The 25,005-nt window shown below is 25.9% G+C and carries 12 protein-coding genes; 3 read left to right on the forward strand and 9 right to left on the reverse strand.

The window, feature by feature from the left end; translation table 11 throughout:
- Window positions 1–347 precede the first annotated feature (347 nt).
- Window positions 348–3,314 carry a YhdP family protein gene (locus ERUM_RS03915; protein WP_231837203.1) on the reverse strand — a complete coding sequence of 989 codons (2,967 nt, stop codon included), beginning with the start codon at window positions 3,312–3,314 and terminating at the stop codon, window positions 348–350.
- 100 nt (window positions 3,315–3,414) lie between these two features.
- Window positions 3,415–3,855, reverse strand: a complete 441-nt coding sequence (rnhA, locus tag ERUM_RS03920) for a ribonuclease HI (RefSeq protein ID WP_011155404.1) — start codon at window positions 3,853–3,855, stop codon at window positions 3,415–3,417.
- A 1,479-nt stretch (window positions 3,856–5,334) separates the two neighbouring features.
- Between rnhA and ERUM_RS03925 the strand changes: the two genes are divergently transcribed.
- The 3 genes from ERUM_RS03925 (at window position 5,335) to mfd (ending at window position 12,056) form a co-directional block, all read left to right on the forward strand.
- Entirely contained in the window at window positions 5,335–5,910 is a 576-nt protein-coding gene (locus ERUM_RS03925) for a hypothetical protein (RefSeq protein ID WP_231837204.1), read from the forward strand.
- Between the two features lie 283 nt (window positions 5,911–6,193).
- Window positions 6,194–6,703 carry a hypothetical protein gene (locus ERUM_RS03930; RefSeq protein WP_231837205.1) on the forward strand — a complete coding sequence of 170 codons (510 nt, stop codon included), beginning with the start codon at window positions 6,194–6,196 and terminating at the stop codon, window positions 6,701–6,703.
- Window positions 6,704–8,687: 1,984 nt separating this feature from the next.
- Window positions 8,688–12,056 (forward strand): transcription-repair coupling factor, encoded by a 3,369-nt coding sequence (mfd, locus tag ERUM_RS03935; RefSeq protein ID WP_011155407.1) that lies wholly within the window; start codon window positions 8,688–8,690, stop codon window positions 12,054–12,056.
- 1,679 nt (window positions 12,057–13,735) lie between these two features.
- Here mfd and ERUM_RS03940 read toward each other — a convergent pair.
- The 7 genes from ERUM_RS03940 to ERUM_RS03965 form a co-directional block, all read right to left on the reverse strand.
- Window positions 13,736–13,921: a hypothetical protein gene (locus ERUM_RS03940; RefSeq protein ID WP_011256163.1), complete on the reverse strand. Its 186-nt coding sequence runs from the start codon at window positions 13,919–13,921 to the stop codon at window positions 13,736–13,738.
- A 785-nt stretch (window positions 13,922–14,706) separates the two neighbouring features.
- Window positions 14,707–15,180 carry a hypothetical protein gene (locus tag ERUM_RS03945; RefSeq protein WP_011155408.1) on the reverse strand — a complete coding sequence of 158 codons (474 nt, stop codon included), beginning with the start codon at window positions 15,178–15,180 and terminating at the stop codon, window positions 14,707–14,709.
- Window positions 15,181–15,791: 611 nt separating this feature from the next.
- Window positions 15,792–16,400, reverse strand: coding sequence for a hypothetical protein (locus ERUM_RS03950; protein WP_011155409.1), 609 nt, complete (start codon window positions 16,398–16,400; stop codon window positions 15,792–15,794).
- A gap of 485 nt (window positions 16,401–16,885) precedes the next feature.
- Entirely contained in the window at window positions 16,886–17,680 is a 795-nt protein-coding gene (locus ERUM_RS03955; protein WP_231837206.1) for a hypothetical protein, read from the reverse strand.
- 668 nt (window positions 17,681–18,348) lie between these two features.
- Window positions 18,349–18,510, reverse strand: a complete 162-nt coding sequence (locus tag ERUM_RS05120; protein WP_157858267.1) for a hypothetical protein — start codon at window positions 18,508–18,510, stop codon at window positions 18,349–18,351.
- Between the two features lie 635 nt (window positions 18,511–19,145).
- Window positions 19,146–19,961 (reverse strand): hypothetical protein, encoded by an 816-nt coding sequence (locus ERUM_RS03960; protein ID WP_231837207.1) that lies wholly within the window; start codon window positions 19,959–19,961, stop codon window positions 19,146–19,148.
- Between the two features lie 2,641 nt (window positions 19,962–22,602).
- The gene (locus tag ERUM_RS03965; RefSeq protein WP_011155412.1) at window positions 22,603–22,971 is read right to left on the reverse strand and encodes a hypothetical protein; all 369 of its coding nucleotides are present in this window, start codon (window positions 22,969–22,971) and stop codon (window positions 22,603–22,605) included.
- Window positions 22,972–25,005 lie beyond the last annotated feature (2,034 nt).

The following is a 25,005-nucleotide window of genomic DNA, read 5'->3' on the forward strand; positions in this document are numbered from 1 at the left end:
TATTACCACAAGTGCCCAATACAACCTTTTCACACCTATGTTAGATAAAAAAATATTATAAATTCACTACTTATACATCAGAGTTACAATATACCGAAAGCAAATATATTTATTTACCAACAGAAAATAATACAAAATGATAATCTTATCAGCTGTACAATCGAATTTTCCATCATCACAAATATTACTATGTAGAATTTATAACTTACACACCAAAAATACTACAGCTTACTTGCTATAATAATAAAGCAAAATGTATAATATAAAACCATAACCTTTAAATCATAACACAGCATACACCATGTTTATTAAGTATGATAATATTTAATAACACATGATTCTTTAGCTTATATGTTTTTATGCTCTACTAGATTTTGCTTATCCTTTTCTTTCTTTACTAATTTAGTATCAAATATTTTTAATACTCTTTTTAATAAATTAGGAGTAAGAATAGACATAAAATTAACTGATAAATCGTGGTTTTTATCTGTACCTTTTACTTTATAATCAATAGCAATAACTCCTCTACTTTGTCCACCTGTTAATAACTTGCCAATAATAGGAGTTTGCCATATTATTTTATTAATTACATAAGCAGGTACTATCTGCCCTTTTATATCAAAAATTTTTGTATTTAAATTTACTTCACCACCTAAACTAATACCAAGTTCCGAACCTTCCATCCACGATTCTGTTATACTCATCACATCATTTTGATAAGTAAACGGAACATTTAATCTATTAAAATAGATACCTTTACCATTTAAGGTATTAACAACTCCCTTCAAAGATGACAACGTTAATATCTGTGCTAAAATAGAAGCATTAACAATATGAAAATCTGTTAGTGAAAACATACCATAAGTAGTATCATCCCTTTTGATTGGATACATATAAAAGGACAATGTTCCTTTATTTATAGTTTTGAGAATATCCATTGCGCGTAAAAGTTCCCCAGCATTATTTGTACTGATCTGCAAACCAATTGGACTATACTCTAAATAAAAGGTGCTATCATCCAAAAAATTACCAGTTAACTTAATTGCTTTATATTTATCCTGATAAGAATCTAATGCAAAATCTACGTTATAAGCTACTACTTTGTTTTTCATTATGACATTATCTACATTAATATCTATTGTAGTTTCTTTAACCTGAGACTCACTTTTCATAATCTCACTAAAATTAGCAGAACTTAAATTTAACGATGCACCAAGTATTTTCATTTTAAATAAGTCTTTATCTAACTTTAACTCAGCCTTAACATCTGTATCCCATAGTTTTACTTTATCCAAAAATAACTCTATCGTATTACCTACTTTACCATTCAATTCTATATCTATCTCATCTCCAAGTATCTTTGCACTATTTATTTTTATTTCATCTTTATCCTTGAATATGGCAGAAAACTTAAGAGTAACTGGTAAACTATCTCGTGTCATATCATGAATCTTCAAATGCAATTGAGAAAGATCTACATCTCCACCAATTGTTGTACCAACATTATCACTATCCCATTGAAGGTTTGCGTTTACCATTCCAAAACAATTTGCATAATTTATCAGTCCTAGCTCTTTCATATTTTGTGCTGAAATATATCCAGCAAATTCATAATGAGTTTTATAACTATCAACTAAATTTCGCATCATTTTTAAAGACATAGGATGTTCGTTCAGACTCCCATAACTATTCATACTAACATCATTATTATGCAATGTAATATCTACTTCTGCATTATCAACATTAAAAGTATCTAAAATACCACCAGCTCTAAAAGATTTAACATGCGCATGTATATCGGATACATAATCAACTGGGTTATCATTCAATAAATTAAAAATTTTAAAATTAAATTCAGTATGAGAATCTCCAAACATTTTATCACTATTCAGTGAAATAAATTCTTCTTTATCTATCGCACCATATAACTGTTTTACATCCCCAATAGAAGTCCCAGTAATCTTCATTACTGCATTTGCATCACTTAAATTTTCAATTTTCAAATTAGCATCTCCAATAACCATACCTCTAAAATCTGAATTATCAGAAGTAACTATGAAATTATTATCATGTAATAACAGCTTTCCACTTACTATTTTAACTGGATCAAAATTATCATGAAACTTTATTGCTACATTTTTAACATCAGCATCTACCTTATAATTTGATACATCATTATAAATTAGACTATTACCCATCTGCCCTTTTATTTGGAACTTTAAATTATCAATTTTCCCTAACTTAACATTACTACAATACCATTTATTTAAATCAGGATATAGATCAACAGACCAATACTGACAGAGTTTCTCTGGTGATATTGAATCAACATCAAAGTTCAGATTCACATACCCATTATCAATCACCCCCATACCAGACACTGTACTTTGATCTAAAAATAAAGAAAAATTTTTTAAAGAAAAAACATTATTTTGATATACCAACTTGGTTTTTAAATCATGAATACGACATCTCTGCATAGAAATACAAGGAATATCACCCACAAGACGCTGTATATCAATATTGCCATAGGTAATTTCTTCATGTTCACTAATCCTTAGCATAGCAGCACCACTAAGTTTTAAACTATCATATAGCAAAAACTTAGAATTCAAATTTCCAAGATATCCTAACACCTCAGTACTAAAATTACCATATGTTACCTCAAAAGACATTACTCCTTTATAATATTCATATGCTGTCATATTCAAAAATGAATTTCCATTATCAATATTAACATCAACAATATTTTTATCATATTCTTTATTCATCTTTACACTTAACTGTTTTATCTCTAAATCCTTTTTACTCTCTTTTGAAAGAACAGCACTGTTAATAAGTATTGGAATATTTAAATTAATTATTCCAAACAAAGTATCTTTCAAAATCTTAATTGGATCATTTATGAAATGTAGATCTATTTTCTCTTTAAGATCATAAAATTTAACATGAATTTTTGGAATATTAATATAAGAGAAGTCATAATTTCCCCACAGGAACAATATTCCAACCCTAGAATACAATAAAAATTGTGGTATAGTAATGTCTACACCAAATTTAGCATTTTTTACTACTAAATCCTGCGACGATAAGATAAAATTTTCACTTTTGTTTTGCCAAGTTAATGTTGTACTACCTACGCTAATTTCTGAGCCAGGAAACACCTTAGCAAGTCTATGTTTAACATAAAAATTTAAGAATTTTGCATTAACCTCTATAACATTTTTATCATGGAGATAAAAATATGACGTACCACACAATACTGACAGTATTAATATAAAAAATATTCTTGAATATATTTTTTTTTTTAGCATAACTAACACTAGACCAACATACAGCAGCATCATTTATAGGATTGTCTGTACAACAACACCACAACTAATATAACATAATATAACACTAAATATAAAAAACCTATTTAACAATTTGACTACGTGCAAGCATATCTGCCTTTTCATTATACAAGTTTCCTGAATGAGCCTTAACCCAATACCAAGTAATTTTATGATATTTCACAATTTCATCTAACTCCAACCATAGTTCTAGATTCTTTACTGGCAACCTATCAGCAGTCCTCCAACCATTTATTTTCCATTTTTTAATCCATGAAGTAATACCAGATTTAACATACACACTATCAGTATACAAATCAATAACATAAGTAATATCTAAAAACTTCAGCGCTTGGACAACTGCTGTCAGCTCCATCCTATTATTAGTAGTATTAGGATGGCCACCACAAATCGTTTTTTCACCATTATCAAATAACAAAACAGCACCCCATCCTCCAGGGCCAGGATTACCTGAACAAGCCCCATCAGTATAAACTACTACCTTATTTAATTCATCCTTCATGCAACATATAAAACTACTCAAGCTCTAAGAGTATCATCTAATATCTACTATATCAATATCGAAATATAGAATTACCAATAAAATCAACATGTTTATCATTTTATAATTATATAAATAGTCCGTATTAACAAAATTGTTTAGATTTCAATATACTCAAATATAAAAAACATTAATTATTAAACGTATACATAATACTTCACACAAGTTATATAGTAACAGTACTACAAATCCAACCAAGTATCTTAATAAATTATTTAAATCTAACAAATTTAAACATACAAAATAAATACTATTGTTAAATATACATATAGCTCTATACCTACAAAGTACATAACTATAACTCTACTCAAGTATTAAAAAACTACAAAAATTATAATCAAACTAATATCACAATAATAACTTAATTTAAGAATAGATTACTGATAAACACCCAATAAATAGAACAGCAATCATCAGATATATACTTCACACTTATAATTAGTAATTATAAATACACTATATCAAACAATATTAACCATTAACACTACTAAACAATTATACAAGATTCATTATAGTAATCTGATATAATATCCATTACTCAATTAAATTTTAACTCACTATAGAATCCCATTATCCAATCTATAAAAACCGCATATACAGATATATATTATCAATCCAAATAAACTATAAAATACCGCAACAACTAACCTTGTCATAGCAATATGACAATATAGCAAGTACAATATAAAATAAATACCTTATTAACAATAGATTTTAATCACACAAAATACCCAACTATAACTAGTATATAAATAAGCGACCCTAAATTATATATATAAAAATTAATATGGAAAAAATACACTTTTATTTTTTTAGTTAGCACAACATAATCATAATTATAAAACAACTCAATTGTTTCTGATTCTATAATACGATTTAATACAAAAGCTAAAGTTCTTTACTTTTTTAATATAAAAAAATAAACCTATATAAAGGTGACTAAATATTATATAACAACAAACTATTTACATATCAATACAGTATTACCAAACCTATTATATAGATAAAATAACTTCACAAATAATAAATTCATGACATCAATAAATATTATACCATTTATTATCAAAATAAATCTAAGTTTACATTTTTACCAAAAATTAATCATACCCTTAAATTATCTATATATTCATTCACTATGATAATACTCATGTTAGCACTAATATTTAAAACTCATAATTATGTTACTCTTCTTATATAAACCATATATGTATGTGTTTACAATCAACATTAAGTATTAAATTTTACCATTTATCATAATGCATCTTAATAAATATAACCATACTTCAACTTATAAGTTACTACTTAATACTAGTTAAAAACTTGACCTACCTATAGTATTTAGTTATAATATTAACATTATGTTGTTACCTTATATACTAGATATTACATACTCAATTATAACTATCATTCTATAATACAATGTTAGCTACTTCCGTTATAATGATTTATATAGTACTAAGTATATTGTTAATATTAGCACTTTTAATAGCATATTGGTACTGTAATAAAAAAAAAAAATCTAAAGGTTCCAAAGATATAAAACACAGTACTAACTCAAAAGAAAATGATCCTACAAGCCCATATAACATACCCATAAGTGAGGAAGCAGCATATGAAAAGACAGTGACTAATTTTACAACATATAATAATAACCAACCATATCCACATAATCAGCCAATTATAGAGCCTACTATTGATTATTCTACATTAAATAACTACCCTACACACTGTATACATAATAAAAAAGAACCCCATCCAATACAATCTATAAGTCAATACCTATGCAAGCAAGCCCTACAACTAGCGATAAGTCAAGCACAACATATTATACCATTACCACCTAAATCACGAAGGCAGTATAGTCACTACATATTATTCAATGATGGTTCAGCACTCCCAATATCCGAACGGTGTAGTGGACCATATCAACCTCTTTCCCCAGCAAACAGTGTAATAATGGAAATAGAAGAAATAGAACCTACAAAAACAGAACAAAATACCTATAAAAAATCATAATTATATATAAGAAAAACATTTAAATCAAAAATCACCACAACACATATTAACAATTAATGATTAACTTACCATAATATTACAAACTAAAAAGTTACTCATCTTATTTCTAATGCTCTAGCAACCTTAATATATAAAATAATTAATCTTTATGTATTAATTATTTATCTTGACTATTTAATAATACTTTCTATTCTTAATTAAAATATTTAATAATATTTTAATTATTTTACATACTTATTAATCAAGTATGCTATTTTTTTACCATTTTTATAAGGAAATACTTATGTACGGAAACATTACTAGTGTAATATCATCTAATAACAATACCCTTGCACCATTATTCAACACTAAAACAACCATAGATAACAATACAGACTCATTATTACCAATTATTATTAGTATATCAGGAGTCTTACTAGTCATAGGCATAATAATGTCATGGTATACAAGAAAATGTATAAGAGAAAATGCTCTAACCACAAGATCTAGTATATCTTTAGCAACATATAGATCTACCAGATCAGTAGAAACAATTGAAGAAGATAATAATGACTTTGATAGCATTGAAACATATTCTCGTGATCATAACTATCATGCACTTACAATTGAAGATGACGATGATGATTTAGAATTCTTAAATGTAAAGTTGCAATGGATTGAAGAAACAGATCCTAATTACCGTCATTATGTACTTAATAATATGGAAGGAGAAGAAATGGATGATAATACTGCATTTCAAATTTCAAGTGTAAGGTTACCATACCAATCAAATAATACTCAAAAAAAATTATAACCAAATATGTAAACCTTTTATACAACAATTCGTAATATATCACTTTATAGGATATTAAAAAAATAATAGTGCTACTGGTATAACACTATAGTGACACCAGTAGCATAACTTTAAGGTTAATTCTTCTGCTTTTATATAGGCAAATTTTAATATCATAATTATTTACATTATAGAATAATTTTGAAACAGCCTATATTTAAACTATATCCAAATACTATCTAGTTCTACTTATTTTAAAGTGGAAGTTCAATTTTATAGGAAAACATTTTATATACCAGAATTAATAATTCACTTTTAGTTTATTTTCCTGACTATTTATGTCACGTCCATCAAAAGTGTATTATGTATTTGTAATATATTTAATAAAACAGTATTAACAAGCAGTCTTGATAATTTACAATTTATAAATTTGTATTAATTACATGTATATTTACTTGCTTTTACTTATATAATACATTTTTAAATTTAATCAAAAAAACACATAAAACTAATACAAGTACATCTTTTCTTATGAAAAAAATACGCATTTATTAATTAATAAATAAATCTTGATTTTTTACACATACTACTACTAACATACATACAATAATTTAAAATATAAGCTATGCTTATTGATTTTAACTTATTTACTATACGAACTATTGAATAACCTATTACATATTATGTAATATATAATCTTCATACATTATAAATGATACAGATGCATTATATTTTAAATAGCTTTTATATTACTAACCCACACTAGAATATACTAATACACACATTTCACTAATAGCTTACTTTAATCAGAATAAACTTATCCCAACATATTTACTATATCCTATGCTACAATATCCTTGAGTAATATTTCATAACTATAGATATTCTAATCCTAAATACACAACAAAAAAATAAACTAATTTCTAGACTTATAGCTTTTTTCTTCTAAAAACCACAAGTAAACCATTGATTTTATTAAACAAAAATGTACATGATATATTTCTTTTCAAAGTTACATTGAAGTTACGTGGCTTTACTTACATACTAGAACTAGTATACAGAATTTACTGGGTTTTATTCTTACACGCTTACTTATATTTAGCATACAAAATTACCACTGAGTAAGAATTTCTCAATATGATTAGTATCAATTAATAAATTGATACTAGCTATTAGAAATAACACAATATAAATAAGGAAACTGTTTTTACTGACTTCTCATAAAATCTTTACATAGTACTTACAACTGTACATTTTATAACAATTATATTTTTAACAATTCATACTTATTATCTCATAGTTACACTCAAATAATATAACAATATTTTCTTGTACCTTTATTATTACAAATACATAACTAAAAACATGGAAAACAAACCTAACAGACAATAATGAACATAATTGTCAATAATAATCATTTAAAACTTAATAACTCACACACAATATGATGCTAATCTAACCAACACAACCCATATTACAGACATATTACTTAATATACAGAATAAACACATTTACAATACAAAAGTTAATTAAAATTTCTTTCAATAAGCATACTTATTGCTTTATAACTATACAAAAACAACATTTTACTGCTTATAACTAGAGTTTTCTCTATTAATAATAACATTATAAAGATAAAAAAACATATATTATAAACAGAATCTATACCATTATAAGCTTTTCAATAATAACCATCCCCATATAAACAGAATATCTATAGCTATATATCTTTATAAATTATATACAACTTAAAACACAACATGATTATAGGATATATATTAAATTAGATCTTGTAATAATAATCATATTTATTATTCCATAACTATAACTATTATATGATTAGCACCATTCACATTATAGGCACATTATTAATAATATCAAAATGATGAACCTTATCCTATACATTATTTAACACTAATCAATATCAACATATTGAAAAAACATAAATTTTATTAATTATATTTTTCGCTTACAATCAACTCAATTATCTTAACTAATTTACCATATGAACACCGTTAATTATATCTCTAATATACCACATACACTTGAAGCATTTGCTATAGCAGAAATGTACAACAAAGGACTGATTAACTCTGCAATATATATAACAAATCAAGAAGATTCTTTATATCAATTATCATCTATTTTTCAATTCTACATTCCAAACCTTAAAGTAATTGTAGTCCCCGCATGGAACTTAATACCATATAAAAAAAATTCACCTAACAATCTAATAATGGCAGAACGAATAAAAAGCTTATACTCTTTAACTCATACACATAATAATACTACTACTCCATATATCATCATAACAACAACTAATGCAGTCATCCAGAAAGTACTGCCCAGGAACATAATATCACAAATAGTATTTAAAATTACAGTACAAGAAAATCTTCCTATACACTACATTAAAAACTATCTTATAACTCATGGATATACTCAATACTCAACAGTACAAGATATTGGTGAATTCTGTGTCAATAACACCACTATAGACATATTTCCCATAACATATCAAAATCCTATAAGAATTTACTTAAATAATGATCACGTAGAATCAATTAAAACATTTGATTGCAAAACACAATTAATACATACAGATTCTTCTATAAATGAAATATTCATTTACCCAACTTCTGAAGTAATAAAGCAACAACAAAATATAGAACAGTTCCTTAAAATTTATAAAACAAAGGCTAATCAGGACAAACACTTGTTAAACACAATAGTCTCCAAAAAAAAATATATAGGAGAAGAAAATTTCTTACCTTTATTTTATGAAGAAGAATTAGAAGATATTTTCAATTATATTCAAGATATACAGTTAATATTTAGTAACAAAATAATTGATCAAATATCACAATATAATAACAACCTAAGATCAAATTATAAAAATTCACTGTATTATCAAATAGCTCCAGATCAATTATATATAACTCTTGAAAACTTTTACTCTATTACTAAACAATTAAAAAAAATTATTTTCTTAACAGTAGATGAACTAAATTATGTTAACATTGACATACAAAACCCACAATGCAACGTTACAAAAATCAAGAAAATACCTAATTTTAAAGCATTAGCAGTACAAGAACAAACCGATGTATTTGAAATCTTTGCACAATACATTAAAAGTCAGCATCACGCATATAAGCTATTAATAGCATGTCACTCTGTAGAAACCTTAGAATATATACAAAGCAAACTTGCAATATGTCAGATAAAACTAAATAAAATAAATAACTATAATGAGATCAATAACACGTATAACATAGCTATATTACAAATAAATAACAGTTTCTCTACCGAATCCACAATAATAGTAACAGAAAATGATTTACTGAGCACAACGTCTACAACAAGTATATCAGACATTATCAATTATACTATCGATTTAAATATAGGTGACATCGTAATACACAAAGACTATGGCATCGGCAAAATAGCAAAACTTGAAACTATTAAAGTATTAGATAACTATCACGATTTCTTAAAAATAGAATACTACAACAACGATAAGCTATTTTTACCTGTAGAAAACATTAATTTGATAACTAGGTATAGTAATCAAGATAGTAATATTACACTAGATAGGCTAGGAAGCACATCATGGCAGCAACGCCAAACTAAATTAAAAAACCATATACAAAAAATTGCAAAAGAACTAATTAGAATAGAAGCAGCAAGACAATTAATGCAGGGCACACCTTTTCTACCTAACAATACTTATAAAAATTTCTGTGATGAATTTGCTTATACTGAAACAACAGATCAGCTACAAGCTATTCAAGATATAGAGAATGACCTGTCCGGTGGAAAAATAATGAATCGACTTATATGTGGAGATGCAGGATTTGGAAAAACAGAAGTAGCATTAAGAGCAGCATTTTTAGTAGCTATAAAAAATTATCAGGTTGCAGTAATAGTACCAACTACCTTATTATGTAAACAACATTTTGCTGTATTTACTGAAAGATTTAAAAACTTCCCAAATATAAAAATTCAACAATTATCTAAAATTGTGAATAAACATGAAATAAAAAAAATAAAAGAAAACATATCATATGGACACACACATATTATTATAGGAACACATGCTATATTATCACAAGACGTAAATTTCTTTAACTTAAGCCTAGTCATTATAGATGAAGAACAACAATTTGGAGTTAAACAAAAAGAGTTGCTAAAGAAAATTAAAGCAAATGTCCATGTACTGTCACTATCTGCAACACCAATACCAAGAACATTACACATGTCCCTATGTGGTATAAAGAATTTCAGTTTAATAAAAACACCACCAAAAAACAGATTACCAGTTATAACATATACAATTCATTACACCGACAACACGATCAAAAATGCTATAATTCATGAATACGAAAGAGGTGGAAGAACATTTTATGTATGTCCACAAATTAACAACATAAAAAATATTAATGACAATTTAATTAGATTATTACCAGATATCAAAATAGGAATTGCCCATGGTCAATTGCCTTCCCACGAACTTGAAAATGTTATGAATGATTTCCTTGATGGTAAATTTACAGTATTACTTACAACATCAATCATAGAATGCGGCTTAGATATTCCACATGCTAACACAATTATAATACACAATGCTGACATGTTTGGACTTGCACAGCTCTATCAATTAAAAGGTAGAGTAGGACGTAGTAATATTAAAGGTTATGCATATTTTATACTATCGGATAACATAAACAATATATCAGAGCGAAGACTAGAGATCATACGATCAATAGATTCCATAAACTCAGGATTTGCGTTATCACTTCATGATATGGATATCAGAGGATTTGGTAATTTAATTGGAGAAGAACAATCAGGAAATATAAAAGACATAGGTATTGAGTTATATCAACAAATGTTAGAAGAAGAGTTAAATACTAATAATCAATGTTATAAAAATCTTCACCATATAAATATCAATATTAATATAAATATTAGAATTCCAGAACATTACATTAGTGACATAGGATTAAGAATGAACATGTATAAAAGAATAGGTAATCTAAGAACAAAAGAAGAGATAGATAGTTTTCATATAGCACTTATTAAAAAATTTGGCAAATTACCAGATGAAGTGGAGAATTTATTAGATATCATATATATAAAACAGTTATGTATACCCATTGGCATTTACGAAATTGAACAAGTAAAAAATATTGTAAATTTTAAAATACACAATAATGTAACTTTTCCAAAAATGGTATTAGATTATTTAATACACAATCCATTAATTTTAAAGATACAAAACAACAGCATTTCAATGTTAGTTAATAATATCTCATCACGTATTACAAAACTCATAATACATCATCTAAAAAAAATAACATCACTGCTATAATAACTTACTTAATGAAAAATATATAACAAAGCACATCTTATAGAATACACCAGGATTTAACATGCAAAACTTATAGACATAATCAACACTTATAATAATATTACAAAAGAGTTTCTACAGGATAGTAAGTAATACTGGTAATCACATGTATGTACCAGAAATCACTAGATGAATAACTTATATATTTACTGATTATATTGCTAAGCAAAGACTTTAGATATGGTTAAATATCAAATGAAAATCATATACATAACACAGCACATTTTATAGAATATACAAGGATTCAACACGCAAAACTTATAGATATAATCAACACTTAAATAATATTACAAAAGAGTTTTTACAAGATAGTAAGTAATACTGGTCATCACATATATGTACCAGAAATCACTAGATGAATAACTTATATATTTACTGATTATATTGCTAAGCAAAGATTTTAGATATGGTTAAATATCAAATGAAAATCATATACATAACACAGCACATTTTATAGAATATACAAGGATTCAACACGCAAAACTTATAGATATAATCAACACTTAAATAATATTACAAAAGAGTTTCTACGGGATAGTAAGTAATACTGGTAATCACATATATGTACCAGAAATCACTAGATGAATAACTATATATTCACTTATTATATTGCTAAGCAAAGATTTTAGATATGGTTAAATATCAAATGAAAATCATATACATAACAAAACACATTTTATAGAATATATAAGGATTCAACACGCAAAACTTATAGATATAATCAACACTTAAATAATATTACAAAAGAGTTTTTACAGGATAGTAAGTAATACTGGTAATCACATATATGTACCAGAAATCACTAGATGAATAACTTATATATTTACTGATTATATTGCTAAGCAAAGATTTTAGATATGGTTAAATACCAAAAGACTTTTAATCTATACAGATATGATATTATAGATACCATTTTTCCAACTTACTGAAAAATCAAATGTAATACTAAAACATTTTAGCACCCAAGAAAATACCAAACCAATATTGTACTTTAAGTTTTTAAATTTATTCAATATTAAATATAGAACTGTAAACACAGGATTATACTTCAAATATTGATTGTTCACAAATCAAACATAATTACTAAAGCACTGTAAAATTTAACGAGATATTAAAGTAATATTGTATCTTTGCAAGTTTTTAAAATCTCTCCTACATCTCAAAAAATCTTGTTACACCAATAAAACAGAACAATATCCTTAATTATCATAAGATATAATACTACTAATACACTTACTTCAAATACATAACAATACATCATGCTACAGTATACGTACTGCCCATTACCATTTGCATTATAAAAAAATCTACCAGCACAATTAAATAGTACAAATGAAAATACTAAACTTTTGTATTAGTTCACTTAAATTTATAATTTCTCAAGTAAAGAGACACATAACTATACATATAATAAATTAATATACAAGCACTTATAATACACTATTAACTCACCCATTAAAATATCAACACTATTTTCATTACTTTACAATTTTACTCTAGATTTCGTAATTTATATATCTGATCTTCATCATCACTTATTTCCAAATGTATAACCACACCAGTTACCTAACTGTCTATATAGATTGAGCATATACTTTTTTATCAGATTATCTATGTATTAGGATTTTACATTAGTTTCACTATTTAATCTTATAACAGATCATTTTATTCCTATCCATCCTGAATTTTTCCAATTTTGATATACTACTTAACCATCTAACAAGTTCTTTCTTGTCTACTTTTATATTTGCAACGAGACAATTTACTATAATACTTTCCATCAACCATAGAATAGAGAAATAAAATATATCAATACCACCATTCATTATTCGTCATCTATACAAATTAGGATAATAATCATAATCAGCAAAATATAAGCACAACAGTCATAAGTTCATGACCTAGTAGGTCAGTATCTATACGTACAATAAAAAAATATTAAATACCAACTTTCTTAATTATTATTGATATACAACCTTTAATGCAAATGCATAACACTCAAATTATTAAGAATAAATCAATACAAAAGAAAGGCAGCATTTAATATTTATCTTATTACCATAAATACCAACCCTATACCCACTTAATCAAAGTGAGTACTATTTAATATTACCATATATTTCTCTCCCTTATCAGGAATAACCATTATATCAGTAATTTCATTTAAATTTCTAAGAACAACCTGGTAATAAATTATTAATGGGGTAACAAATCCTGTAATAACATAAAATATACATTAAAACAGCATACAAAAAAATCACATATTAAATCTCTAACGTATAAAACAACATATTACATAACCAAAATGATTTATAATGATTCAATACATGCTAACAATCTAATACATAAATTAGAGAATTTATCTACCCAAATAAATGAGTATTAATAATATATCTACACCACATGATTGATAACCACTATAGTTTTTCATATCTTAATCAATAATATAAGTTATATGATAACTATGAACTAACAAGCAGTTTAAAATTATATATTTTTACCATTTCTATTTTCCGTTTTTCAATAGAAAAAAATTCTAGCAGGTATTACAATTGTTATTTACAATTCCATTATATAATAAAACTACTTAATTAAAATAACTTACCATAAATCACTCATGATTAACACCACGTGCTCCACATATATTAACTTCTACCTCAACAAGTAAATCCCACTCTTCTAACTCACCATCAGATGCAGTACTATTACTATCCAAATCACTTGATGGTGTACCAGCACTCATATTATCAGATGGAACATTAGAAGTATCATTGCCATGTATATCCGAATTTTCTGCACCCACGTTGCTTTCATTCATATTACTTGCTTCTGGATTAACACCCCCTTGACTTACACCATCATCAACATTTTCTTCATTAGTGACTCCATCAGCAGGTCTATGCATATGTCTCAACATCATACTAGAACAGACATATGCTACAGCTGCAATACACATCGTAGCTCCTATAAAAGTACTCCGAGAAGGGCCACCATTGCTAGATACATTTTGCTCAGGAATACCAACATGCCTAATAAAAAGACCTAATATACCAATTACACCTGCCACTACCATTTGCTGATTCATAACACACTCTTAGATAACATACACATGCAGTGTATAGATCATATACCAGAAAAAGTCAATACATTATTATGTTTTGACACGTTACATTAGAAAATAACATAGGATTTAATAAATCAAAGTAGTATTATAACAGAAAAATCATCTCATAATAATTTAAAGCATCAGTATTACACAAGATAGAAAATCAATATATATATTTAACCATTTATATTGATAACCCACATAATTACACTAATAATAACTACATGAAATAAGTGAATAAGTAATGTCATTTCTACCATATTTATAATTATGATATGACCTGCATGTTACAGTACTATTCATCTGAAACAGCAAACAACATTATTCATTACTATCTGATAAACTCCATATATAAACAGATACTTAATCTCAAATACTCAAACACAATAAAAAGAGTAATACTTCCACTATGAATAAACAGCATAACACATAAATCAATTAACAAACATAAAGTAATCACAATTACTCATGATTTATTTACTAATTATTTTTTTAATCGGCACTATAACAGTAATTACACAGATGTACCATGAAATCACTTTACAATTACTAATACATAAAATACGATCTAATACAAATTAGCTTCAGTACTATCTCCATCGTAAAGACACATCTTCATAGATATTTTCAACTTCAATTGACTCAGTACTATCTTCTTCATTATCCACATTACCACCTATAATCATACCTTCCACACTACCTGGGCTACTATCCGTATCACTACTTTCTACAACACCATCAGGTGCACCAGACCATACAGAATTTACTGAACGATTAGATGTAGTATTATTACTACTGGTAGAAGTTATACTCATATCAACACTTTCTCCATATCCACTATCTGTAAGATAGCTATCATTATGATGATTATAAAATACCTGATAATACAATTCATTAGAATAATTAACGCTACATACAACAAATACTATAAAAATAAGTATTAATAACACATAAACTGCACAAACAACAGCATAGGTAACATCTGACTGAAGAACAGTATTATTATGAGATACAGATTCAGAAAAAGTACAATTTGTATATGTAATACTACTATTTAATGGCTGACTGGTAGTATTTAACACACTAGATTCTATATTTGTAGAGTTGTTTACAGATCTATTGCCATTCACATGAGTAATAGCACCCATAAAAACAGCTTGAAAGGTACTAAGTATTACTCGCAAGAATTTTGTAACCATAACTTATATATGAACGGGTATTTTATATGTACTTAAAGTAGCATAAATAGGTTAACAGATACTAACTCTTAACAAACCACATTAGAAATATTATTAGTGCATCATAAAATAAAATATATTTAGAAAACACAGTATTAAGTAATTAACAATACTATTAGTCATACCACACATACAGTTAAAAAATTGACAATACACTCACTACAATGTGACCAACACTAAGATACAAACATCAGAGCAATTACTGCTCACCATATTCAGAATTATTGCACTATTAACACTATTACTGCTTCTTCACATAATACAGGTAAGTAATACAAATAATACTTATTTAAAAATTTAATATAATTACAACCACCAGAAAGATTATATACAAAGTGCATTAATAACTACTTACAACTGTATAAACAACAACTATGATAAAATTACCTAAATCATTATACTATAGATAACTTATTATTAGCACATAATACTACTTAAGCTCAGATTTATACAATAGTCTCAGTTATGTTACGACCATTAAGTGAAACCACAGAAATATCTTGAAGTTCTGACATATCCTCACCTGATACTTTTAAGCACATATTTTCAACTACACCACACGCTCCTTCTACTGGTATATTATCATAACAACTTTCCTGTGATATATTGAGTATATTATCTTGAGAGACTCCTCCAGCAATAACAGCGTTTCCTTCTTCACCTTGTTGTTCAAGATCATTTTCTCCTGCAGCACCAGATACATTACTTAACGCATCATCATTTTCTTCAGCAACTGACCCATTATTAGAGGTATCACTCGAAACTATACTTTGACTAATACTACTTCCACATCCACTGTCATTATCATCATCAAAAAACAAAACAGGTGCTAGAAAATGACGGACAGGACGAGGACGAGGAGGCTGATTAGTATTACTCACAGAGGTACACGCAGCAAGACAAATCATAAACACCACAAGAATAGGTACACCAAAGAATACAGAATAAGTAATATAAACAATTAATGGATCTTCTCCATCTGTAGGATCTCCTACTGAAGAGTTTGTTATGATAGTAGTTGGAGAAAGTGTACTCAATGAAGAACTAGAAGTACTACTCACTCTAGTAATATTGTATACAGGTGATAAGCTAGTAGATACAGTTGATGATACATTATATCCACTACCCGTATATTCAACAGTAGCATTCTGTTGACTTGTCAAGTTATTTGATGTCACACTAACAGCATAATAAAAAGCACCTTGCAAAATATTGAATAATACTCTTAGTAATCTTCTCACACACAACCAATATTAAATTCACACGTATATCCTTATTATATTTTAAAGAGTATAAATAAGTCAATTAACAAACTAGACTAGAAATACCCCAGCCCATACTTTAAGAAATTACAGACTAAAAAAAATAATAATAAGATACTATACTACAATTAATTCATAAATATTATGTTAAATATCTCTACACTATATACAAAAAAAATTCATAGCATGATAATTCAACAACTACTGTGATACCTAAAAGCCATAAACATAATAAACACCACTATATTAAATTAGTATTTTATGCAATCTTCTCGTCAATCTTACACATACATTAGACCATAATTTATGATCATCTAGAAATTCTAAAGATAATATAACTACCATATTACAAAAACTAATAAGCATATACAAAATTGATGATGACCATAAATAACACAACACTATTTCAATGATAAATTTACTTTATTACCTACAAATAACCCAACTCACTCTATATATCTTGATTTACTATTTCATTTATGGATCAATCAATAGCTGATTCATCTTCACTTTCACTTAAATATCTTATATTACTATATTCACCATCAGATGAACCTTTACAATCTATTCACCATAATCTATATTTTGCATAAAGCAAGTATTATCATGATCAACAACTAATACATATAATATAGTACCAGACATAGCTAAAGAAATACCACTACATCAATACCTGCTTCATAATGAATGACATATACACTATCATAACCACCTCTATGTATGATATATAACCTATGACGTACATGAAGGTAATAATAGCAATAAATAAACACTACAAAAATATGTAATAACATAGAGACAAAAATCATAATCTTACCAATTATTTTTTTCTTAACATTAGTTTGATCATCATTTGCCTTTACAACATTAAATCCACGTAATATATCATAACCAATAACATCTAAACTAGTAAAAGAACTATTCTTTTCACTACAGTATTAATGACTCAACAAAAACTACAAAGTACTAAGTAATACTGCTTTTAGTTGTTAATGATGAACCTATAATAAACTAGCACATATACTCTATATCAATTATAAGTAATACAGATAAACCAATTAACATAAAATATATAACAACATTATGCTTTATTATTAGTACAATAAAAAAACTCTCAATTATTACACTATCACAACAGATCCCACATCATAAATATCATATTAAAATTATATATTCATGTCATAAGAATTCATAAAATACAAAAGTAAAAAAAACAAGTAATACTATTATCAACAAAAATACTGTAAAACCACCTAATTATAACTGATGCACTCTAAACTAATTTAAGTAATATTATTACCAAATCTTAAGTCAATCCAACTATATAAATTAGGTTTTAATTTAAAATCAATTTAGCACAAAAATAACACATTAACTATACTACATTAATAATTAACGCACACAATTTATCATTAACATATTAAATAATATGTCAGTGATAGATCTATAAACTAGTTTCATAAATAATACTACCATTACATACAGAACTCACACTAGAGACACTTTGTAGATCATCTGGTATATGAACACAACTTTCTTGCTCTGTACTACTTACATTACAAGTCCTTGCTTCTACATGCCGCAAACCATTCTCTGTATTGCCACTTTCACATTGATTAATTACTACATTATCATTCTCATTCTCTTCTTCACTTTCACTCGAATATCTTATACTACCATACTCGCCATCAGATGAATTGCCACAATCTATTTCACCATAGTTTATATTTCTTGTACAAAAAAGAGTCTCACTAGTAACATTTGGTAAATTCATATTACGATCAGATGGAACAAAAGAAAGACCACCAATGTCATCTATGTTATCATCATTAATACTATCTCCATATCCACTATCCGATACATTATTATGGATGATAAGATTACGATGAGTACGAAATGCAATATTAATATATAATCTAATCACACAAACAAAACATATAATAAGAAGTCCGATAAAGAAGATCATATAAGGCCGTCCACTAATTTCATAAGGAATAACACTAACACTTGTAACACTACTATTCAACAACGGACTATGAGGACTCATAGTAGTAGCAGACGTATTAACTATACTAACACCTGTAGTATTAGAGTTTAACAAAGAAGTTACAGTACTATACTCTGTGTTTGTAACATCACTTATAGACTCCGTAGAATTATGACTTATATTCATAGAGTTACTATAGTCTGTTCCATTAACAGAATGATTAACAACAGCTTGAATTATACCTAATAAAGCATCTAATAATTCATTTATCATAAGCTTCTGAACTAGACTAACACACAGCGTTATTGTAAAGTATGCAAATAAAAAAAACAATATATTACTGATCTCTTAAATAACACACAAAAGAGTATTTTTTGAAAAATATACAAACTTCTAGTACTATAATATTTAAGTAATATATAAAATCATAAAAATTGATAAGATGTAAATATAACAAGATCCAACATTATTGAACTACATAATAAATTAATTTAACAACCTTACTTTAAACATAAAGTATAATTTAAACTGATATAAATATATAATTTACAAAAACATCATAAGACGTTTTATTATAAGGTACATAACAATTGGTTAGTATATAGTCACATTATTAACATCAGTTTAGAATACACTCTCCTATCTGTATAGAACATAATTTACACTATACTACTAGTTCACTATTATACTTTCATATATTTTATAGTTATTGTTAAACATTGTGGAAATATCGGTTAAAACATTAACGTAATATATTCTGATAACTTCATGACCATGATAAACACTTATAAATATGTATTTAAAAATGTGATACTCTTAAATTTTTTACAATCGATTACAATATCAAAATTTATAAAGTAAAACACTTACAAATAATGTCAACTATTTTACACAACACATACATTACTATTAGACAAAGCATGATTATCATCATACTAACATGATATTTTATACTACATAAAGATTAGGTATAGAAGACTAAAGTACTATCAAACTAAAAAATATCATACAACTATGCAATAGTGAGCTGTATTATAAATACTGTAATTACTATTGCTTTTACAATAATATAGTCCATACCTATAAACTTATAGGTATGGGAAACATCCAATGTATATAGGATAGAAAATTATAGTATTAGAAGATATTTCAAATAGCAAGTATAAGACAGCCTTAGTTGATAATATTACTTAATCTAATGTAATTGACCAATCTAAACACATATACTAATAAAAATGCTTGTTTATTAGTATATTGGAAAACGTAATAATTAGTTTTGTATTTATTATATAATATAATTGACATAAATTACAAAATGAACACAAGGTTTCTTAATACTTCTGTAAAACTACTATGAACAAATACCTTTACTAATATTACTAACACTAAAATACGGAGACTACAACATACCCTTTTATATTTAATACAATGTATTTAGCACAGCATGTTTAAGGTTTTTACGTACCTAGTAACTACAGTTACCTTCCTATGTTATGGATCACACATATTCCACAGTAAACTCAAATTCAATGTAATCTCTCTTTTATACAAATAGTAATAAACAGTGAGAAATTTTACCAAGGTTATTATTTATTATGTAGTACATATACTATGTCAAAAAGTAATTGTTAAGAATTCTATCACCTTTAAAAGGTTTCCATAAATAATATTATATTCTGAATATAAACTTAATAAATTTTAAAAAGAATCAATTATAGTTTAACTAAAACAATAACTGTAACACGAATTAGTGGTGATTATTAGATTTGCATTAATATAAATATGTAATATATTTTAGCAATTTACATACTGTAATTATCTTATGACCATATTTCACAATAATCATACCATATTTACTATTTCTAAAAAAACATATTTATAACCTAATTAGACCTATCACATACTTTTAAGTTTGTATTTACATAATAACGCAAGATACATTACTAAATAACCTAATGATTTAATAAAATACATCTCTACTATTTCTAAATATAGCATTTTGTCACTTTGATGAGAAATACAACTAACTTTACTTTCTTAATTGACCCACCCATTATTTACATACACTACAAATTTCTCTAAATATATTAATTGATATGTGTGTTCATTACTATAAAGTATCAATTTGAAATACATCGCACAAATTAATTATTTTAAACCAGATAATATTGAACTACCATATCCTACACATAAATGATTATATCATGAATGTATATATAAACTTATATTCAGAAATTTGAGACATTAATTTATTAAACTTAATTCTTAAACTCTTCCAATATATATGAAAATTTAAAATAAGAATTATCATTTAATAACACACTCACATAATAATTACCAAAAACATTATACAGATTGAATCAAAATGTACTGGATATACTTCGATCTACATATATTAGTCAAAGAATTACAATACAACTGTTCAACAATATTATAGTTAATATCATCACTTAAAATAGGATTATTACCAACAATACACATGTATAACCATTATAAAAAACATTTACAGGTTAAATAAAACTACATTAATCACATCAGTACTTAAAACTACAATGCATCAAGTATAACTGTACCACAAGGTATACATAATATTCAAAGTAATAACTACTTTACAATGTATCCGTATAATTACAGTATAACAATCTCTTAATTCAAAACTTTATATAAGCATCCACGTGTTGATTAGAAGCATTAACTTAATAAACAATTATGTAACTGCCTCATAACAAAATATATTAATAATATTATAATATGAAGTAAAGTCAGCAATATACTTACACAATTATTATTGAAATATTACACAACACGGTACCGAATACACTTAGACCTATAAATATTAGCAAAACTATCTAAACATAACAGTTATCACCTGTGTTCATAAGATTAATATTACATAGTATTCAAAATTACACACTTATTCTATTGACTGCTCAACAGTTTTACCATTAACACCCGGTAATACTTGTGGATTAGATAATTGCTCTACAGATTGTTTTATTGTTATTGGTTCATCAAAAGATTTCTGTCGTGCCAACTTAATTTTATTATGTAAATTACGTACAACATCACATACAGCAGCTATTAATAGTGCTAATAAAAAAAGTACTATAGCTCCTATTACAATTACAGTAAGTACCACTACAAGTGGATTATCACCACCACCACCACTATCACCACAAAAAGCAAACATACATGGAGTATATTCACCTACCCTGTTTGTATATTTCCAATCCCAACCTTTATTTTGCTCTTGAATAGATACATCTTTACTAGCATCTAACATATAAAGATACTCCTAATTAAAAAACTAATATAATTAAGTTATTAACTTTATTTAAAGTATAACTTAAGACTGTAATAAATCAAATTAATTAATATTAAAAAATAAAATAACATATTATATAGCAATTTATTTATACTATGTAAAATTAACATATCTTGTTTATCAATCTATCAATACCTCTATTGAAATAATATACACTAACAAAAAAATCTTAGTGTTTATGATATAAATATTAAAAAAACAAATACTTTAAAAATAAACATAGAAATGATATTAAGGATTATTAATAATATAGATATTAAAAAACTTTAGATACAAAAACTACAATAACTGGAAGCTGACAACTACTAACTTAAAATAAGAAGAGCATGCTATACATTAGTCAATAAACCAACAATTTCCATAAAACTCATACTATAATTACCTAATACTTAATGCATAAGTATTAGAATCATGACAAAACAAGAACAGCTATTATAAAATAGCTAAACATAAATACTTTTTAACACACTGCTCATTATATATACATGCTATCACATAAGTTAACTATTCTGTGATAAAACTTATACCACAATTATCACTTTATTTTCACATTAACATCAAAGAATTAGGCAGAATTATAGTATTAACTATTAATCTACGTATCATTAAACTACACAACAAGATTTCATAATGTAACAAACTTAACAATATAATTACATAATATTGATTATGCAAATTAGATAAGTATAAGAAAATTTTAAGGTATTTTTTATAGTTATTTAGGGCTTGTTAAGTTGTAATTTTTAGAATTTTTCTTGTTTTAATCTGTATAATTTAATTAATGAACGCTCTATTTTATGTTTGTAGGTTTATATGTAATCGAATAAGTTTTGGTTTTTTGTATTTATACTTTTAAACTTTATCATACAAGATAATTCATAAGATTTTTGCTATGCTGTTATCTACGTTTTTACATTGTAAGTTACCTAATTTGTAAAATATTCTTATATTTCTTGGTAAACCACCTAATGTTTATAAATATGGCATTATATGTTTAAGAATTGAATTAATCTTATGTGTATGTACATAACAGCATATCATGTTAATATTACTGAGTAATAATAGCTTTATTTACAATATTGAAGCTTTAGGTTAAAATTATTGTAATAACTACATTTTGAATTATAACTTATTTTTAAAGTTTAATGTTATTATCCATAATATTGTGTATGAGTCTTCATTTTATTCAAAAAGATGTATATATTAGAGATAGGTTATCTATTATAGAATAATACAATTATAAAAAGATAAAAAAACTTTTTATCTGAGACTATAACTCATTATGGTCTTCTATACCAAATAAGCATAGCAGTTGAAATTTTAAAGATAACATCACAACAATAAGAATTTATTATAGGAAAGAATATATAAAAAAATGTGATGAAGTTTTTTTTGAAATGTGATGTGTTATAGTTCTATAGATTAAGGGTTTTGGATAATTGAGGTTCAAAATATAAAAGGAGTTATTAACTATCTTCTATAGTTAGACTCAATATAAAAATAAAAGAAATAAAAATGACTATTTCATGTGATAGTACATATGATAATAATTTATACTAGATAAGATGGTATACTGTATTTGGTAGTATAAACTTCTATGGGATGTATATGCATCTTTTGTAAGGTTGTAGTATACAATATATATTATACTGTACAATTGTTGGATAATTTATTTCTTTATAAAACTATTTAATAAAACATACTAGAATTACTGTAGATGATGGAATATTCGACTATAGGATTGAATAAGTAATAGTACTTTATAAATAATATAAGTATTTTAACATACTTATTCTTTTTTTTAATATAATCATGTCTAAGGAAGAATGGGTATTTGTTTATTGTTAGTAGTGCTTATAAACTAAGATAATATCTTGTTTGTTAACAACTGTGAAAAGCTATAAGGTAATTTATTCATGGTTTATAGTTGCTTGATTTATATATCTTTATTTTAAAAAAACGTATAACTCATTTGTACATTCAATTAATTAG

Source organism: Ehrlichia ruminantium str. Welgevonden (assembly GCF_000026005.1).
In the GTDB taxonomy this organism is placed as follows: Bacteria; Pseudomonadota; Alphaproteobacteria; order Rickettsiales; family Anaplasmataceae; genus Ehrlichia; species Ehrlichia ruminantium.

What these genes read in the sequence shown, in the direction of transcription:
- ERUM_RS03915 (WP_231837203.1), bottom strand. Translation starts at nt 3,314, where the DNA reads ATGCTAAAAAAAAAAATATATTCAAGAATATTTTTTATATTAATACTG.
- rnhA (WP_011155404.1), bottom strand. Translation starts at nt 3,855, where the DNA reads ATGAAGGATGAATTAAATAAGGTAGTAGTTTATACTGATGGGGCTTGT.
- ERUM_RS03925 (WP_231837204.1), top strand. Translation starts at nt 5,335, where the DNA reads ATGATTTATATAGTACTAAGTATATTGTTAATATTAGCACTTTTAATA.
- ERUM_RS03930 (WP_231837205.1), top strand. Translation starts at nt 6,194, where the DNA reads ATGTACGGAAACATTACTAGTGTAATATCATCTAATAACAATACCCTT.
- mfd (WP_011155407.1), top strand. Translation starts at nt 8,688, where the DNA reads ATGAACACCGTTAATTATATCTCTAATATACCACATACACTTGAAGCA.
- ERUM_RS03940 (WP_011256163.1), bottom strand. Translation starts at nt 13,921, where the DNA reads ATGAATGGTGGTATTGATATATTTTATTTCTCTATTCTATGGTTGATG.
- ERUM_RS03945 (WP_011155408.1), bottom strand. Translation starts at nt 15,180, where the DNA reads ATGAATCAGCAAATGGTAGTGGCAGGTGTAATTGGTATATTAGGTCTT.
- ERUM_RS03950 (WP_011155409.1), bottom strand. Translation starts at nt 16,400, where the DNA reads ATGGTTACAAAATTCTTGCGAGTAATACTTAGTACCTTTCAAGCTGTT.
- ERUM_RS05120 (WP_157858267.1), bottom strand. Translation starts at nt 18,510, where the DNA reads ATGATTTTTGTCTCTATGTTATTACATATTTTTGTAGTGTTTATTTAT.
- ERUM_RS03960 (WP_231837207.1), bottom strand. Translation starts at nt 19,961, where the DNA reads ATGATAAATGAATTATTAGATGCTTTATTAGGTATAATTCAAGCTGTT.
- ERUM_RS03965 (WP_011155412.1), bottom strand. Translation starts at nt 22,971, where the DNA reads ATGTTAGATGCTAGTAAAGATGTATCTATTCAAGAGCAAAATAAAGGT.